Origin of the sequence: Nocardia sp. NPDC049737 (assembly GCF_040674755.1) — a bacterium.
Classification (GTDB): domain Bacteria; phylum Actinomycetota; class Actinomycetes; order Mycobacteriales; family Mycobacteriaceae; genus Nocardia.
In genome coordinates, this window is record NZ_JBFANH010000019.1 from 58170 (window position 1) to 75294 (window position 17125).

Consider the following 17125-nt stretch of genomic DNA (forward strand, 5'->3'; position numbering starts at 1 on the left):
CACTCAGTCCCAACTCGGCGCGGCGTCGTAGCGGCGGCGCATCTGACGGCGACGGTAGAACACCTCGTCCACCGAGAGCGTCGTGGTGGTGACCGGCGCCAAGCGGATGTTCAGGCCGAGTTCCCTGATGCGATGCTCCAGATCGATGCGGCGCTCCGGCGGCAGGTTGGACCACATCGTCTCGAAGCGGCCACGAACCGGAGTGTCGGCGGCGGCGATCAGGTCCAGCAGCAGCGGCCAGTAGTGGGCCTCGGTGGCGATGCCGGGCAATGCGGACACCATCGCATCGTTCATCTGCGCGAGCAGCGCTATCATCCGGCGCTGGATGCCGGCGTCGGCGTGTGCCATCAGGCTGAAAAGTCCACGCCAGAGGTCGGATTCGATGCGGCCCTCCAGGCTGCCGACCAGTCCGGCCAGCGCCGCGTCGTTCGCGATGATCGGATTCGCCGCAAGGGCCCCCAGGGCCCACTTGCTCAGCCGTCCGATGAAGGTCAGCAGCTCCGGTGCCGCACCGGCCCGGAGATAGGTCGCGATGAGATTGCCGATCATTTCGGTGGACCCGACGCTGAGCAGAACATCGCCGATCGACGCGGACAGATCGGCCTCGCAGCGCGCGAACGTGGACAGCGCGGCCAACTGCAGTCCCGTCGACCCGGTGAGCACGGTGTGCACCATCCGCGGAACCCGCTGCCGCGGCCCGGCCAGCAGTTGACGAAAGATGGCGCTCACACCTGTGACGGAATAGGCGTATGCGGCGGAGAAGATCAGGCCCTCGTCATCGAGCACGCCCTGTTCGAAGGCCACACACAGGGTCGGTGTGGCGAAGGCGTCGAGGAACGGTCCCGCTGTGATGTAGTCCTTGCGGGCCAACATTTCGTTGAGAATCCGCACGATGGGTTCCGGCGGTGCCACCTCGGCGAGCTGGCCGACAGTGCGCGGATCCATATACGGCGCACAGTCGGCCACATACGCGGGCGCCAGCATGGCAACCGTCTCGGCTGCCTTCTTCGGATGATCGACACCGACCGCACCCGCGGCCCGACCCGTCATCATCGGCGGCACGAGGCGCTGCACCAGCGGCATCGAGATGCGCAGCGGAATGATCGGCACCAGTTTGCTGATCCGCTCGAACGTCTCGTTGTGCTGGTCGAAGATCAGTCCCGCCAGCCGTTCCTGGAGTTCGTGCAGATTCTCACTGCCCAACCGCTCCAGATGCGCGAGTCGCTCCACTGGCGCATGCAAAGTCCGTGACAGCAGGACGATCTGGGCACCGGTTACCAGATCACTCATCAGCCGAGCCGGCTCCCGAACATGATCTTCTTCGTCACCGCACGGAACGGTCGGGGCAGCGCGCCGACCATCTCATCGACGGCCTCGATGAGCGCCGCCGTCTCGAGTTGCTTAGCCGCGCGGAACATCTCGAGCAGTTCGGCGGCCTCCTGTTCGGTGATCAGCCCGGTTGCCGCCAGCGGCCCGCGTAGTTCGTGTTCTAGGTCGGTCCTGGCGGTCATAGGGCTACCCGTTTCTTCTTCTATCGCAACGTCGATCACTCGTGAAAGCCCCGAGCATAGGGGTCTCGGCGACCGGGCGGGGCAGTGCGTAAAGAATTCGTTATCCAAAGATCTTCATAACTTTTTTGAAAGGGATGGCTTCCTTTTTATTTGTGCCGCAAGACAACTCGGGTTTTGTTCTCAGTCACGGGAAGTTGCGCGTTCGGCTGTGTGCGCACATCTGTTTGTATCTGGGCATGATGGATCGGTGTCGGCTCGCCAAGGTCCATTCCTGCCTCGGGAGCCACACATGCCCACGTCCGGCCTGACGCGCCGGTCGTTTCTCGGCGCGACGGGTATCGGCACCCTCGCGCTCACCGCCGCGTGCACCGGCATCGCCACCACGGGAAGTGGCGGCATGCTCTTTCTCTCCACGCAATTCCGCCCCGCCGACGAGGCCGAGCGGTTTCGCAACCTGCTCGGCAAGACGGCACCGGGCGTCAGCTATGTGACCATCGAGGAGAGTCCGTTCGCGAGTCAGGTGCGCAGCCAGGTCGGGGCGGGCTCGACGCAGGTCGGTCTGCTCGGCGGGTTGCACGGCGATATCGCACCGCTGGCCGACGGCTATCTCGAGGATCTCACCGGCCTGCTCTCCGATCTCGGCAACCGCGGCTGGCCCGCCGCCTACCTGCAACTGGCGCGCGCCGGTACCGACCGGACGTGGTACATCCCTTGGGCCACAGCCAGTTACGTACTTGCCGCGCACGCCGACGCACTGCAACACCTGCCGTCGGGCGTGGATGCCACGGCCCTGACCTACGACCAGTTCCTCGACTGGGCGATCGCCGCGCGCCGCGCCAATGGCAACCGACCGATGCTCGGACTGCCCGCCGGGCCGAAAGGACTGCTGCACCGCTTCACCCAGGGTTATCTGCTGCCGTCGTTCACGGCCGGTCAGATCACCACCTTCCGCTCGGCGGAGGCCGTGACGGCCTGGCAGTACTTCCGCGAACTGTGGGCCAATTGCGCACAGTCGAGTACGAATTACGACTTCATGCAGGAGCCGCTGGCCAGTGGCGAGGTACGCATGGCCTGGGACCACGTCGTGCGCCTGGTGCACGCGCCCGAACACGACCCGCAGGATTGGCGCATGCTGCCCGCACCGTGGGGCAAACACGGTCTCGGCTATATGGCCGTGGTCGCCGGGCTCGCGATTCCCAAGCGCAGCACCGATGCCGAACTCGCGCAGCGCACCATCAGCGCGCTGACCAAACCGGAAGCCCAGATCGAACTGCTGCGCTCCAATGGCTTCTTCCCGTCGGTCGACACCATCATCCCGGACGATCTGCCCCCGGCGGTCGAACTCGAGGCCGATGCCGTGCACCGGCAGCAGCAGGCACCGGGCGCGATCCTGTCGCTGCCGCCGGTCGGTCTCGGTCAGCGCGAGGGTGAGGTGAGCAAGGTGTTCAAGGACAGCTTCCGCTCGATTGTGTTGGACGGCGCCGATATTCGAGCCACACTCGATCAACAGGCGCGGGTGCTGCAGGGCATTCTCGACGAGCTGAAGGTGCCGTGCTGGGCACCGGATCCCGTCGCCGACGTCTGCGGGGTGGGGTAGGTATGCGAGCGCGTCTCGGTTCCCCGTGGATTCTGCTGCTGCCCTCGATCGTGCTGCTTGCGGCGTTGTTCGGTTGGCCATTGGTTCGGGCGGTCTTCGACGCGTTCAGCGACGATCACGGCTTCACGATCGCGCACTGGCGGCGCTTGTTCGACGATCCGTATTTCCTTACCTCGCTGCGCAATACGCTGCTGTTGATCGTGATCGTGGTGCCGATCCAGTTGGTGCTCGCGGTTGGTATGGCGCTGCTGATGCAGGCGCGGCCGCGGTTCGCGAGCGGTCACTTCTACCTGTGGTGCGTGCCGCTGGCGATCTCCGAACTGGCCGCCGGACTGGTGTGGTTGTCGATCTTCGGCAGTCGCGGATACCTCAACTCACTGCTGGTCTGGCTCGGGCTGTCCGAGGACGGCGTGCAGTGGTTGAACTATCAGCACACCGGCACCATGCTGCTCGCGGTGGTGATCGCCGAGATCTGGCGGGCGACCTCGCTGGTCTTCGTCATCGTGGTGGCGGGCGTGCAGCTGATTCCGCGAGATTACGACGAGGCCGCCCAGGTGTTCGGCGCGAACTTCTGGCAGCGGCTCCGGCATGTGACGCTGCCCCAGCTCGGACCGAGTCTGCAGGTCGCGCTGATCCTGCGCACCATTCTCGCGTTGCAGGCCTTCGCCGTGGCGCAGGCTCTCACCGGGCGCGACTTTCCGCTGCTGGTCGGCGAAACCTACGAGTGGTACTCGAATCTGCAGAATCCGGCGGTGGCGAGCGCGGTTTCGCTTGTGGTGCTGGTCATCTCGCTCGGGACCGCGGTGTTCTATCTGCGGACGGTCAGGGCGCCGGAGGGGTCGCGATGAGCGAGACCAGGGTGCTACCGCCGATCGATCGCGCACCGCTGCGCCGACGCCGGTGGCGGGCCATCGGAGTGCAGGTGGCGTGCATCGCGGTGACGCTGTTCATGGCGCTGCCGATCGTGCTGATCGGACTCGCCGCGGTGTCCTCGCGCGAGGCGCTGAACGAGTTCCCGAAACCATTGCTGCCCAGCGAATTCTCCACCGAGACGCTGCAGTCATTTTTCCGCGCCACCGGAACCGTTCCAGCACTGGGCAACTCGGTGCTCGTCGGGCTCTACACGGTCTTCTGGTCGCTGGTCATCGGCGCGCCCGCCGGATATGCGTTGGCCCGCAATGTTTTCCGCGGCAAGGACACCTATCAGATATTCATCCTGTTCGTGCGGGCGCTGCCGATCGTAGTGCTCTCGGTGCCGCTGGCCACGATGTTCCTGCGGCTGGACGTTTACGACACCGTCTTCGCGGTCACGCTCGTGCACACCACGCTAGCGCTGCCGACCACCGTGCTCATTACCGCGAGCATTTTCGTCGCGGTACCGGCCGATCTCGAGGAGGCGGCGCGCGTATTCGGTTGCACACGCTGGCAGGCGGCGCGCAAAGTCGTTGTGCCGCTGGCGCTTCCCGGGCTCGCGGCATCGTCGATCTTCACCTTCGTGCTGTCGTGGAACGAGATCCTCGGCGCGACCATCGTGACGCTCGGACATCGCACGCTGCCCGCGCAGGTGCTCACCACGCTCGGTGAGGCGTCGACGCCGTACCGGTTCGCGGGCGGGTTCGCGCTGATCATTCCGGCGCTGGTCTTCATCTTCGTGATGCGGCGCTACCTGGTGAACATGTGGGGGACGACGCTGAGATGACAGAGGTTGGGATGACAGAGGTTGGAATGACAGGGGTGTACGGCATATGGCCGAGGTGATTCTGCGGGATCTGGTGAAGACCTACCCCGGCAGCACGACGCGCGCCACCGACCAGGTCTCGCTCGAGACCGCCGACGGCGAATTCATGGTGCTGCTCGGGCCCTCCGGCTGCGGTAAGACGACGCTGCTGCGCATGATCGCCGGGCTGGAACTGCCCGACTCGGGGCAGATCGTGATCGGCGGCAAGGATGTCACCTACCTCGAACCGCGGCGGCGCAATCTGTCGATGGTGTTCCAGTCCTACGCCGTCTTCCCGAATAAGAAGGTCGCCGACAATATCGGCTTCGGTCTGCGGGTGCACGGCGTGCCAACCGAGGAGATCCGACGCAAGGTCGCATGGGCCGCGGATCTGCTGCAGCTCACGCCGTACCTGGATCGGTACCCGGCGAAGTTGTCCGGCGGCCAACGCCAGCGCGTCGCGGTGGCACGCGCGATCGTCATGGATGCCGATGTGCTGCTCATGGACGAGCCGCTATCCAATCTGGATGCGCTGCTGCGACTTTCGTTTCGGGCCGAGCTGAAGAAGTTGGTCGGCGAGCTCGGCACCACCACGATCTATGTCACCCATGATCAGGTCGAAGCGCTGTCGCTCGGCGATCGCGTCGCGGTCATGCGCGACGGGCTGATCGTCCAATGCGGTTCGCCGACAGCGGTTTACGACGGACCGGCGACCGAATTCGTCGGCGGATTCCTCGGCAGCCCCCCGATGAACTTCCTCACCGGGATCGTCGACATCGGCGAGGCCGGACCGCATATCGATCTCGGCGGGCAGGCACTATCGGTGCCCGCCGCGCTCGCATCGTTCAACGGTAAGAAGCTCAACCTCGGCATCCGGCCCGAGGCCATTGTCGTCGGCGCCGAAGCGGGCACCGATTCGGTGCGCGCCGAACTCCAGGTGCTGGAGCCGCTCGGCTCGTCCACCCTGCTGACCACCGATGTCAGCGGCCAGACCGTCAAGATTCAGACGCAGCCCGGCTTCCGGGCCGACCAGGGCGATGCGCTGAACCTGCACCTGCCGGCGCAGGCCTGTCGCTGGTACGACCCGGAAACCGGATTATTGCTGGAGAGCTCAGTGTAGATATCCGGTGGAAACTTCGCCGTATCCGATCAATTCGACGCCCGAATATTGTGGAGTCAATCCTTCCATGCGTACCGGTGCGCCATCGAGAGTCAGTTTTGCCTGCTGCAAGATGCGGCAGCTCGGTGAACAAATATTGTGGATGGCCATCGCGCGCCGCGCCTGCCCCGGCGTCAATTCACCCGGATCGGTGAAACAGTCGCCGATATTGGAGATTATCGATCGCATTATCGGCTAACCAACTCTCACGGGCACGGCTGATACTTGCACGATCCGACCACGGCCGGCGGTGAGCGACACCAAGGCGATATTGCCGATAGCAGTAATCAGTGGACCCGCGACCGTAGCGAATTGATATCCACTCGCCAGCAGCACTCCCAGTACACCGAGCGCACCAGCGAAGGCATTCGCGGCGAACATTTGCCAGGTTTCTTCCTGAGGCTTCGACCAGGCGTGCCGCAGCGTCGGAATGGTGGCGATGAGATTGGCGCAGATAGCCACCACCGCACCGAACGTCTTCTCCGATATTTCCACCGTGACCAGTACACATGCGATGGAAGAGAGCAAACAAGCCCAATCGATATTGTCCCCGGGTCGCAGACTCACGCCACGGCGCAGACCGAGGGCGATAACGGCGACATTCATACTCGCCGACGCAGCATTGATGCCGGCCGCAAGATATGCGCCCGCCAGATATGCGACCACCGCGAATACGATATTGGCAGTACACCAGGCCACCCAAGACGCCATCCGCGGTCGCGTGACGCCGTCCATAATTCCGACCAGATATGCGACCACTCCATACAGTGAGATGCCGACGCTCACCAAAGCTGCCGACGTACTCGGACTCCAGAACTCACTCACGTGCACCATTCCTCGTTTTTCGCGCAGACATGCGCAAGACAGCCACAACCGGCAATTCAACCCGCATGCGAACACACCGAAGGAGACAAATCCGGTGCGACGATGGGGACCGTATCTGCCGTGGATGAACACTTCGGGATGATTTGTTCGTTCGCGATTGAAACTATCGTTACACGGAGGTTCCGGCGCGACAAACGCGACAGGTCGGCCGTAACGAACTTTTACGTCGGTAACTGACGCTTAACAGGATTGGTTACTGAGCTCACATCGATGCGGAATCGACATCAACAAGCGCGGTTTCGAGGGCAGACACACGAAGACCCCAGCCGTAGCTGGGGTCTCCCGTGGTTACGCCGACCGTTGTGCGAGTCGAAACCTCTGCACCCCGGCCTCGGTAGTGAGCCTGCCACACTTGCCGGGAATCGTCGCGCCGAGCGTGACGCCTGCGGGACGTCGCAGCGCGCGTGCATCTGCAAGTCCGGTTGAGTCGCTCCCGACCAGGCAATATCCATCGACCGAAGCTTTGTTAAGATAACGAAACGGCAACTTCGTGATCATCCCGTGTCCGAACTGTTCGACTCGGAATGTAGGGCTCATGACAGGATCCCGATGGATCATGCAGCCGCAGTGCCGTTTTCGAGTTCGGCAACCGAAGAGCGCCGGGCTCGGACTACCGTGGCAGCAATGACCGCTCACCCTGCTGGAGGCCTTTTTGCGCAGCATCGCCCGCATATTGCTCCTCATCTCAGCGCTCCTCGGCATCGCCATGCCGACTTTGCCCGCCGCGTTCGGCGCACCGGTCACCGATGACTTCACTGCCGGAAAGATTGACGAGTTGCTGGCAGTGCGGACTGCCTCGCCGGGCTCGAGCAAGGGTGAGCTGATCGAACGCTTGTCGGCTCGCCTGCTCGGGACGCCGTATGGCGCGGATATGCTCATCGGCTCGGCGGACCAGCCCGAACAGTTGGTCATCGACCTGCGGCGGGTGGACTGCTTCACCTATCTCGACTACGTCCAGGCGCTCAGCAGGTCCAACGATCGCGACCAGTTCGTCGCGAATCTGATCGCGACCCGCTACACCGACAGCCGCGTCGAGTTCCAGCAGCGTAAGCACTTCTTCAGCGATTGGTCGCATATCGCGCGCATCGCGGCCACCGATATCACCGGCACGCTGAGCCCGACCGCGGTGACCGTCACCAAACACCTCAACGCGAAAGCCGATGGCGGAATGTATCTTCCAGGCGTGCCGGTGGTCGATCGCGATATCACCTACATCCCCAGTGCCGCAGTAGACGAGGGCGTCATCGGTGGGCTCCGCACCGGTGACTACATCGGCGCCTACGCCGACCAGCCGGGACTCGATGTCACCCACGTCGGAATCTTCGTCATGACACCGAGCGGCCCGGTCTTCCGCAACGCATCCTCACTCGCCGCAAACAACAAGGTGGTCGACTCCCCCTTCGCCGAATACGTGCGCACGACCCCGGGCATCATGGTGCTGCGCGCGCAGTAGCCGCACATCCGTCCGGGGTGTGATCAGTCCGAGGTCGGCATCGTGGCGGCGATACAGCGGTGACCATGGACCTTCGAGAACGGGCGTAAGGCCCATATCGAGCGGCACAGGACGCGAAGACACTCGATGGTATGACCCATACCAGCGCTTCTCCCGTACGTTCGGTGCCGGACCACCAGACAGTGCTGGCGGCGATGCGCTTGGCCAGCCGAGCACCGTCGCTGCACAACACCCAGCCGTGGCGTTGGGTCTTCGACGGGGTCCGACTGCAGCTGTATCGCGACGACGACCGCCTGCTGACCTCAGCAGATCCACTTGGTCGACAGCTGGTGATCAGCTGTGGCGCGATGCTGCATCACGTGCGTACCGCCTTTGCCGCCAAGCGGTGGCACACCGATACCACGCGGCTGCCCGATGCCGGGCGCTCCGACTACCTCGCGGTTATCGAGTTCCGGCCCTGGCCCGATCCGCCGGACGGCGTGCTGGCCCGTGCCGGCGCCATCGATCGGCGACGTACCGACCGACTGCCGCTGCTCGCGCCGACCGGCCTGTCACAGCTCCTGCACACCGGAAGAATGCTGGTGACACCGCACGACCTCGCACTCGATGTCCTGGACGAGAGTGCCCGCGCGAAACTGGCAGGTGCCTCCGACCACGCCACCGCGGTCCGCCGCTACGACACGGAATACCAAACCGAATTGCATTGGTGGGCTGGACATTCCGGCGACCTGGAAGGTGTCCCGCGCGAATCCTTGGTCTCCGATGCCGAATTCGCCCGCGTCAGTGTGGGACGCGCCTTCCCGGCGGCGCCGCATTCGGCCCGCCGCGGCGATCTCGAGGACCAGGCGCGACTGTTGGTGCTCAGCTCACCCGGCGAGTCGGTCACCGCGTGGCTGCACACCGGCGAAGCACTTTCCGCTCTCCTGCTGGAATGCACGACCGCCGGACTGGCAAGTTGCTCGATGACCCACATCACCGAAATGCCCTCGGCCCGAAAGATTATCGCCGGCATGCTCGCCCACCCCGGCATCCCGCAGGTAATGATCCGAGTCGGCACCGCACCCGACGACGAACCCGAAACCCCACCGGCACCGCGCCGCCCGCTCACCGACATCCTGACGATGCAGCCTTGAATCGAATACCACCAGCGTGCTGGAGCCGCGGCCGGACGGTGCGCGCCGGGCAGGCGGGCGACGATATCGGCGCGGGCATGCCGGCGCTCTACAAGCTGGCCGCCCGCGCCGGACTCGCCCCGGCCGGCCCCCGTCGACGATCTGTCCGGCAGCTCGAGATCTCGAGCGGTTCGGTCGACACACAGGTGCCCGGACCGACGTCGGTGGCCGCATGATGCTCTGCCGCGACCTGCTGTTTCGCCCGGTGTGACATGGGATACACCACCGGAGCAGAATACGCATTATGGAAGACAAATCGACCGTGTCCGGCCAGCCGCCGGTGACGGAAACTTTGTCTCAGCTGCGGCTGCGTGAACTGCTCGGCGAGGTCCAAGAACGCATCGCCCAGATTGTCGGTGTCCGCGATCAGATGGACCGTCTGATCGAGGCGATGCTGGTGGTAACCGCCGGATTGGACCTGGACAACACGCTGCGCTCGATCGTGCACACCGCCATCGAGCTGGTCGACTCCGAATACGGCGCGCTCGGCGTCCGCGAAACCGACGAGACCAGCAACGAGCTCGCCGAATTCGTCTACGAGGGTATCGACGACCGGACTCGGGTCATGATCGGCGATCTGCCGCGCGGTCACGGTGTCCTCGGCCTGCTCTTCGAACAACCGAAACCCATTCGGCTGCTGGATCTTTCGAAGCATCCATCATCGGTCGGCTTTCCCGCTCACCACCCGCCGATGCATTCCTTCCTCGGCGTACCGGTGAAGGTGCGCGACGAGATCTTCGGCAACCTGTACCTGACCGAGAAGGCCGGTGGTCAGGAATTCACCGAGGACGACGAAGTCGTGGTGCAGGCGCTGGCCGCCGCCGCGGGTATCGCCATCGCCAACGCCCGCCTCTACGAACAATCCCGGACCCGCCAGCAATGGCTGGAGGCCAATCGCGATGTCGCTACCGAACTGCTCGCCGGCGGTGAACCGAATGAGGTGCTGGAGCTGGTCGCCGACCGGGCGCTGCAACTGACCCAATCGGCGTGCAGCTTCCTCGCACTCCCCGAAGATCCGGATATTCCACCCGACGAGGTGACCGACCTGGTCGTCGTCGCCGCGGCCGGTGTCGATGCGCACAAGCTGACCGGACAACGCATTCCGATAAACGAGTCGGACTCGGGCATCGCATTTCGGGACAACCGGGTCCTCGCGGTCGACCGGCTGAAATACAGCCTGCGGTTCGGCAAGCCGACCGAATTCGGTCCGGCGCTGGTACTGCCGCTGCGGGCCGAACAGACGGTCATCGGTGTGCTCACGATCCTGCGCCCACCGGGGTCCGGGCCGCTCGACACCGCCGGGCAGGCAATGATGGCTGCCTTCTCCGCCCAAGCCGCACTGGCACTTCAACTGGCCCAGAGCCAGCGCCGCAACCGCGAACTCGATGTGCTCTCCGACCGCGACCGGATCGCGCGCGATCTGCACGACCACGTGATCCAGCGCCTCTTCGCGGTCGGTCTCTCGCTGCAGAGCACCGCCCAGCGGGCCCGGGTACCCGAGGTCAAATCTCGGCTCACCGAGACCATTCAGGACATCCAGTCGATCGTGCAGGAAATCCGGCATTCGATCTTCGATCTGCACAGCAGCACCGCCGCGGATGCCCCGACGCTGCGCAAGCGGTTGCACAGCATCATCGCCGAAATGATCGGAGAAAGCGGGTTGCGCACCACGGTTCGGCTGGCCGGACCGGTCTCGGTGTTGGAGCCGCCGCTGTCCGAGGACGTCGAGGCGGTGCTGCGCGAGGCGGTGAGCAATGCGGTGCGGCACGCGTCGGCGACGACGGTATCGGTCCAGCTGCGGGTGCGCGACGATGTCACCATCGAGATCATCGACGACGGTGTCGGCATACCCGACGACTTCGAGCGCATGAGCGGATTGGCGAATCTGGCGGCCCGCGCAGAGCAGGCGGGCGGCAGCTTCAGCATTACCAACGGCGAGGACGCAGGCACGGTGTTGCACTGGTCGGCGCCGCTGCCCTGAGCTGGCTTGCCGGGCTCAACCCTTCGCATGAGCGGTCTTTGGACCCTGTGGTTTGTGACCAACGCCAGGCGTGCGCGAGGGCCTCGGATTCCTAACCTACGAGTAGCCGATCTATCGGAAACCCGAAGGGAAACCGACCATGACCACCCAGCACCACGATCCACATCGGCTGGCGTCGGCCGAAGTAGTGGTCGGAACCGACAGCTCCGAAGCGGCCGATCTCGCCGTCCGATGGGCCGCCGAAACCGCCTCCCAGCGGGGTCGACGTCTGCGCATTGTGCACGGTCTAGACCTCGCGGCAGCGGGGTCGGTCTACGGGATCTACGACGTGATCATGCCGCCGGTTATCGATGCGATCCGACGCGAAGGCGCGGAGATGCTGCGTAGGGCTTGCCGAATGGCCCATCAGGTCGATCCGGATCTGATCGTGGAAACCGAACTTTCCGAAGCCAATCCGGCACATCTGTTGATCGAGCTCTCCGAGGCGGCGCATCTGGTCGCGATCGGCACGGCGGGTTCCGGTGGCACCCTGAGCTATCTCGGATCGACGCTGCTCGCGGTCGTAAGCCATGGCCGCGGTGCGATCGTGGTCGTGCGTGACACCGGCGCCGAACAGCGGACCCGACGCGTCGGCCCGGTCGTGCTCGGCGCCGACGGCGGACCGGTCAACGCGGGTGCCGTCGGGGCCGCTTTCGCCGAAGCCAGCGAACGCAGAACCCGACTCGTCGCCGTCCACGCTTGGAGCGACCTGGATTTCGGCCGCTTCACCGGACTCCCCTACGCCGTCTGCCATCACGACGCCGAGACCGCCGGACAGGCGATCCTGACCGAACAGCTCACCGGCTGGCAGGAGAAGTACCCGGACGTGCAGGTCATCCGCAAGGTGTACCTGTCGGGGCCGCGGCAGGCACTGCGCGAATGGTCGCGTTCGGCGCAGCTGCTCGTCGTCGGCAGCCGAGGGCGCGGTGGATTCCGCGGACTGTTGCTCGGCTCCACCACCGATGAGCTGGTGCAGACCGCGCACTGCCCGGTCATGGTCGTCCGCCCGCAGTAGAGCGCGGTACTCACCTGGTCCGAAGCAAGCTCGGCGCTGACCCCGTCCGCCGCAAGCGCGCGCGGCGAGTTCCCAGGGTGCGTTAATCGGGGCGCACGGTGATGTTCACATCCTGTTTACGATGTCGGGATGCTGATTCAGGACGCGCAGGAGAGATCGGTCGCACCTGCGGGGGAAGTGGGGACGGCGCGTCCGTGGCGATCTCGGTTGATCTGGGGCAGTTTCGTCGGCGCGGTTGTGGTGCTGGTCGCGGGGCAGTTGATGGCCGTGCATATCAATGCGCTCGGCCCGTTGACCAGTCTTTCTTGGGACTATGTCGGACGACCCAAGTCGGCGACGACGCCGTGGGCCGGGTTTCTGTTGGCGCTGATCGGCGTCTCCTGGAATGTGCGGGTGCGTGCGCTGGCCGCGGCGGTCGGCATCGATGTGGTCTTCGTGATCATTCGGGCAATCGAGGGGCGGCTGTTCACGGTCGGCAACGGTCCGACCATTGTGCTCACCGCGCTTGCGGTGATCGCGGCCGTGCGCTGGACCGGTGCTCGGCGCGAAACCGCGCTGCGCACAATCGCTCTCGGTGCACTGCTGATCCTGGCGACCAAGGTCGGCGAGATCTGGCTGGACATCACCGCATGGGCCTGCCCGACTGTGCTCGATCCCTATGCCGAACTTGCCGATCACGCGCTCGGCAATCCGTCGTGGCTCATCGGACAGGCGCTCGACGCGGCGGGACCGGTGCCGCTGGGTGTGGTGCGCTGGGTGTATTTCGAACTGCCGGTCGCGGCCATCGTGGTCGCCGCGTGGCAGCTGCGGGGCGTGACCGCGGGTGTGTGGCCGCGGCACTATCTGGTGCGCACATTCCTGACGCTCGGCGTGGTCGGCCCGCTGTTCTATGTGGTCTTCCCCGTGGTTGGGCCGGTGCTCGCATTCGGCCCGCAGGGGCAGGGTTTCGAGCTCGCCGATGTCTGGCCGAATATCGTTCCGGCACTGCCGTCCTCGGTCGATTCGATGCAATTCGACGGCATCACACCGCGTAACTGCATGCCGTCACTGCATACGGCGTGGGCGCTGTCGCTGTTCATCCATTCTCGGCGCGGGCCGCTCTGGTTACGCTGGGGTGGTGCGTTCTGGCTGGTCTGCACCCTCGTCGCGACGCTCGGCCTCGGTGCTCACTATGGCGTCGACCTCGTAGCGGGCGCGGCGCTTTGCCTGACCGTCGAATCCGTCCTGCGTGATCCGGACCGGGGTTGGGACCGCGGTCGAGTGCAGGTCGTCGCCTTCGGTATCGCGATGTTCGCAGGGGTGCTGCTGTGTGTACGTTTCCTCGCGCTACCGATGGCGAGTTACCCGTTCCCGTTCGGGGTCGCGATCCTCGGCGTATTCGCCGCGCTGGCGTTCACCTTCTACCGGACCTGGTTCGCGCAGGAGCTCTCGGACGCCTCGGAAAAGGCCGAAAAGGTACTGAACCGCTGATTTGTGCGCAGCGTGCCGGTCATCGCGCCGTCCGGTAGGCGACGGTGCCGCCGCCCGCTGCGGACCCGAAACCCATTGCGCGCCAGCACTGATGAAATCGCCTTTTCGCGCAATCCCCGCTCTGTGCCGTCTCCCGTGCCAGACTGACGGCGTGAGTGAGCAGGACGGCACCGAGAAGACCCGCCCACCGACCCGCGATCGCGGCGACGCGATCGGCGCCGGACTCATCTGGCTGGCGAAATGGTCGCTGTGCATTGTCGCGATCGCGGCGGGCGCGTGGGTGCTCGGGACCGTCGTCGCCGCCCTCTGGGTGGTACTGCTGCCGCTCGCGCTGGCACTGATCGTCGCGACAATACTGTGGCCGCCGACCCGCTGGCTCACAGCGCACGGCTTTCGGCCTGGCGCCGCGGCATCGGTCACCCTGCTCGGATTCATCGGAGTCCTCGCCGGTGTCATCGCGCTGATCGTCCCGTCGGTCGTGGACCAAGCCCCGGAACTGGCCGATAAATCCACCGAGGGCGTCAATAAGGTGCGTGACTGGCTGCACGGTCCGCCGCTGCGCATCCGCGACGAGCAGTTGCAAGCCGCGGTGGAGGCGATCACGCAGCGGCTGAAGTCCAGTTCGGAACAGATCGCCTCCGGCGTCTTCACCGGCGTGACCACCGCGACCTCCACGCTGGTGACGCTGTTCCTGGTGCTGGTACTGGCGTTCTTCTTCATCAAAGACGGTCCACGGCTGCTGCCGTGGCTGCACGCCGTACTCGGTAGCCGCGGCGGCAGGCACCTCGAGGAGGTGCTGAACCGGATCTGGTCCACCCTCGGCGGATTCATCCGCGTCCAGGCGCTGGTGAGTCTGATCGACGCGGTATTCATCGGCGCCGGGCTGGTGATCATGCACGTCCCCCTGGCATTCGTGCTCGCGGTAATCACCTTCATGGGCGGTTTCGTGCCGATGGTCGGCGCATTCGTCGCCGGGGCGCTGGCGGTGCTAGTGGCACTGGTCGGCAATAGCGTGACCACAGCGCTGATCGTGCTCGGCATAATCATCGCCGTCCAGCAATTGGAAGGCAATGTGCTGCAACCGGTTCTGCAGGGCCGCAGCATGAAATTGCATGCCGTGGTGGTCCTGGTCTCGATCACCGCGGGCGGCTCCCTCTACGGCATCATCGGCGCCTTCCTCGCGGTGCCGGTAGCGGCCGTGATCGCCGTGATAGCCCGCTACCTCGGCGAACAGATCGACGTCGTCACCGCACCACCTGACGAATCCCCCGAGCCCGAGCCCGCCCCGGAGTAGCGAAATCGGTCAGTGCGACGGGCAGCCGCACCCCGACGCCCTCGCCCATCTGCGAAACGGCTGCCGCAGCGCCAATGGGTTGTCCCGAATAGGGTCTTGGCCTATGCGGGATAGTCACTGGCTCTGCGGCAGCGATCTGAGTGGGCGGGCGTGATCGTGTTGCGGCGGCCGATCGCGGTGTTCGATGCGGGGCTCGGGAGTTATTCGGCGGTGGAGTTGTTGCATCGCAGGCTGCCCGATCGCGACATTGTCTATCTGGCCGATCGAGCCAGTTTTCCGTATGGGGCGAAGGAGCGGGCGCAGCTGCTGTCGGTGGTTTCGCGGGCGGTGGAATTTCTTGCCGGATACGAGCCGAGCGCAATTCTGTTGGCCTCCAATGCGCCCTCGGTGACCATCCTGGACGAGCTGCGCAGTCCAGTGCCGATTTTCGGTGTGCGGCCGCCGGTTCGGGAGGCGCTCGCGGTTGCCGATGAGGTGGCGGTGCTAGGTGTGCGCTCGCTGGTACAGAGTCCGGAAATGCGCGAATTCCTCAGTGTGCAAGCGGGTTCCGCCGCCGACCGTGTCCATGCCGTGAATGCCTCGCCGCTGGTCGAACTGGTGGAGAGCGGCGAGTTCCTGTTCAACCGCGAACACACGGCGCGGCAAGTCGGCGCATTCTTGGACGACCTACTCGCCGCGCATCCCGGCATCAACGCGGCGACACTGTCGAGCACCCATCTCCCTTGGCTGCGTGACTATTTCGAGCGGGCCAACCCTGAGCTGCGGCTATTCGATCCGATCGAGGACGTGGTCGAGCGGATCCGCCCGCTGTCCACACCCGGGAGCGGCGCTGTTCTCGGCCTGGTGACCGAGAACGAGCACTACCCGGCGAGCGAATTCCGCGAAATGCTCACCCGCCTCGGCATCGGCCTCGAAATGCATCCGGTGGTCGTGCCGTAAACGAGCTATGCGGAGTACTTGTAGAAACCCTCTCCGGTGGCGATGCCGAGCTTGCCCTTATCGATGTAGTTGGTCTTGAGCCAGGCCGCGAGTTCCTGTCCGTCCTCGCTGTTGACCAGGATGTTGTAGGGGGTGGTCAGGCCGATGATGTCGAGCATCTGGAATGGCCCGACCGGTGCGCCCGTACCGATCCGCCAGGTCTTGTCGACCGCCTCCGGTTCGGCGAATCCGCCCGCACCGAGGGCCATGGCCGCATTGAGCAGCGGTACCAGCAGCGAATTGAGGACGTAGCCCGCCTTTTCCTTGTGCAGTTCGACCGGTTCCATACCGATCGCGGTGGCGAACTCTACGACCGCCCGAAAGACCTGCGGATCGGTCTCGGCTGTGCCCATTACCTCGGCGGTGTTGTACCGCCACACCAGATTCGCGAAGTGCAGCGCGAGGAATTTGTCGGGACGTCCGGTGTAGTCCTTCATATCGCTGGGCAGCAGGGTGGACGAATTGGTGGCGAAGATCGTCTTCGCCGGCGCGAGTTCGCCCAGTTGCCGGTAGGTCTGCTCCTTGATGGTCAGCACCTCCGGCACCGCCTCGATCACAAGGTCGGCATCCTGCACGGCCGCAGCGAGATCCGTCGTCGAGACGATGCCCGCCTCCGTCTTCTCGGCCTTGCTATCACCGCCGGGCACTTCGATGCGATAGGTCGCCGCAAGCTTGGCGAAGCGGTCGCGGGCACCGGCGATGGCCTCCTCGCTGATGTCGTAGGCGGTGACATCGAATCCGTGGAATGCGGTCTGGAATGCGATCTGCGATCCCAGCACCCCGGTTCCGAGAACGGTCACCTTGCGAATGGTCATTGCTATCTCCTTCCTCCGCGGGGCAGAAGTCCGCCCCGG

At 64.9% G+C, this 17125-nt stretch carries 17 protein-coding genes; 12 read left to right on the forward strand and 5 right to left on the reverse strand.

Features of this window, described 5'->3' with window-relative positions; all coding sequences use genetic code 11:
* Positions 1–3: 3 nt before the first annotated feature.
* Positions 4–1290, reverse strand: coding sequence for a hypothetical protein (locus AB0J47_RS24695; protein WP_364350307.1), 1287 nt, complete (start codon positions 1288–1290; stop codon positions 4–6).
* Positions 1290–1511: a hypothetical protein gene (locus tag AB0J47_RS24700; RefSeq protein ID WP_364350310.1), complete on the reverse strand. Its 222-nt coding sequence runs from the start codon at positions 1509–1511 to the stop codon at positions 1290–1292. Before AB0J47_RS24700 ends, AB0J47_RS24695 begins: the two co-directional genes overlap by 1 nt.
* Positions 1512–1800: 289 nt before the next feature.
* On the opposite strand from AB0J47_RS24700, the gene AB0J47_RS24705 reads away from it, so the two are divergent.
* The 4 genes from AB0J47_RS24705 to AB0J47_RS24720 are packed head-to-tail and all read left to right on the forward strand — an operon-like array spanning position 1801 to position 5945.
* A complete protein-coding gene (locus tag AB0J47_RS24705) occupies positions 1801–3108 on the forward strand; it encodes an ABC transporter substrate-binding protein (protein ID WP_364350313.1) in 1308 nt (435 codons plus the stop codon).
* 2 nt (positions 3109–3110) lie between these two features.
* Entirely contained in the window at positions 3111–3956 is an 846-nt protein-coding gene (locus tag AB0J47_RS24710) for a sugar ABC transporter permease (protein ID WP_364350316.1), read from the forward strand.
* Positions 3953–4807 (forward strand): carbohydrate ABC transporter permease, encoded by an 855-nt coding sequence (locus AB0J47_RS24715; protein ID WP_364350319.1) that lies wholly within the window; start codon positions 3953–3955, stop codon positions 4805–4807. Before AB0J47_RS24710 ends, AB0J47_RS24715 begins: the two co-directional genes overlap by 4 nt.
* Before the next feature lie 46 nt (positions 4808–4853).
* Positions 4854–5945: an ABC transporter ATP-binding protein gene (locus tag AB0J47_RS24720; protein WP_364350322.1), complete on the forward strand. Its 1092-nt coding sequence runs from the start codon at positions 4854–4856 to the stop codon at positions 5943–5945.
* Here AB0J47_RS24720 and AB0J47_RS24725 read toward each other — a convergent pair.
* Together AB0J47_RS24725 and AB0J47_RS24730 are read right to left on the reverse strand one after the other, a co-directional pair.
* The gene (locus tag AB0J47_RS24725) at positions 5937–6173 is read right to left on the reverse strand and encodes a hypothetical protein (RefSeq protein WP_364350325.1); all 237 of its coding nucleotides are present in this window, start codon (positions 6171–6173) and stop codon (positions 5937–5939) included. The two genes, AB0J47_RS24720 and AB0J47_RS24725, sit on opposite strands and share 9 nt — an antisense overlap.
* A gap of 6 nt (positions 6174–6179) precedes the next feature.
* Entirely contained in the window at positions 6180–6809 is a 630-nt protein-coding gene (locus tag AB0J47_RS24730) for a hypothetical protein (RefSeq protein ID WP_364350328.1), read from the reverse strand.
* A 712-nt stretch (positions 6810–7521) separates the two neighbouring features.
* On the opposite strand from AB0J47_RS24730, the gene AB0J47_RS24735 reads away from it, so the two are divergent.
* The 8 genes from AB0J47_RS24735 (at position 7522) to AB0J47_RS24770 (ending at position 16232) form a co-directional block, all read left to right on the forward strand.
* The gene (locus AB0J47_RS24735; RefSeq protein WP_364350331.1) at positions 7522–8322 is read left to right on the forward strand and encodes a DUF1460 domain-containing protein; all 801 of its coding nucleotides are present in this window, start codon (positions 7522–7524) and stop codon (positions 8320–8322) included.
* A gap of 131 nt (positions 8323–8453) precedes the next feature.
* Entirely contained in the window at positions 8454–9455 is a 1002-nt protein-coding gene (locus AB0J47_RS24740; RefSeq protein ID WP_364350334.1) for a hypothetical protein, read from the forward strand.
* Positions 9452–9670 (forward strand): hypothetical protein, encoded by a 219-nt coding sequence (locus AB0J47_RS24745; RefSeq protein ID WP_364350337.1) that lies wholly within the window; start codon positions 9452–9454, stop codon positions 9668–9670. The genes AB0J47_RS24740 and AB0J47_RS24745 overlap by 4 nt, the downstream gene beginning before the upstream one ends.
* 68 nt (positions 9671–9738) lie before the next feature.
* On the forward strand, positions 9739–11475 hold the full coding sequence (locus AB0J47_RS24750) for a GAF domain-containing sensor histidine kinase (protein WP_364350340.1): 1737 nt from the start codon (positions 9739–9741) through the stop codon (positions 11473–11475).
* A gap of 139 nt (positions 11476–11614) precedes the next feature.
* Positions 11615–12529: a universal stress protein gene (locus AB0J47_RS24755; protein WP_364350343.1), complete on the forward strand. Its 915-nt coding sequence runs from the start codon at positions 11615–11617 to the stop codon at positions 12527–12529.
* Positions 12530–12658: 129 nt separating this feature from the next.
* A complete protein-coding gene (locus AB0J47_RS24760; protein WP_364350346.1) occupies positions 12659–13999 on the forward strand; it encodes a DUF5933 domain-containing protein in 1341 nt (446 codons plus the stop codon).
* Between the two features lie 151 nt (positions 14000–14150).
* A complete protein-coding gene (locus tag AB0J47_RS24765; RefSeq protein ID WP_364350349.1) occupies positions 14151–15293 on the forward strand; it encodes an AI-2E family transporter in 1143 nt (380 codons plus the stop codon).
* 150 nt (positions 15294–15443) lie between these two features.
* Entirely contained in the window at positions 15444–16232 is a 789-nt protein-coding gene (locus tag AB0J47_RS24770; protein ID WP_364350352.1) for an Asp/Glu racemase, read from the forward strand.
* A gap of 5 nt (positions 16233–16237) precedes the next feature.
* Here the strand turns inward: AB0J47_RS24770 and AB0J47_RS24775 are convergent, their stop codons facing one another.
* Positions 16238–17086, reverse strand: coding sequence for a 3-hydroxyacyl-CoA dehydrogenase (locus tag AB0J47_RS24775; RefSeq protein WP_364350355.1), 849 nt, complete (start codon positions 17084–17086; stop codon positions 16238–16240).
* Positions 17087–17125: the final 39 nt, after the last annotated feature.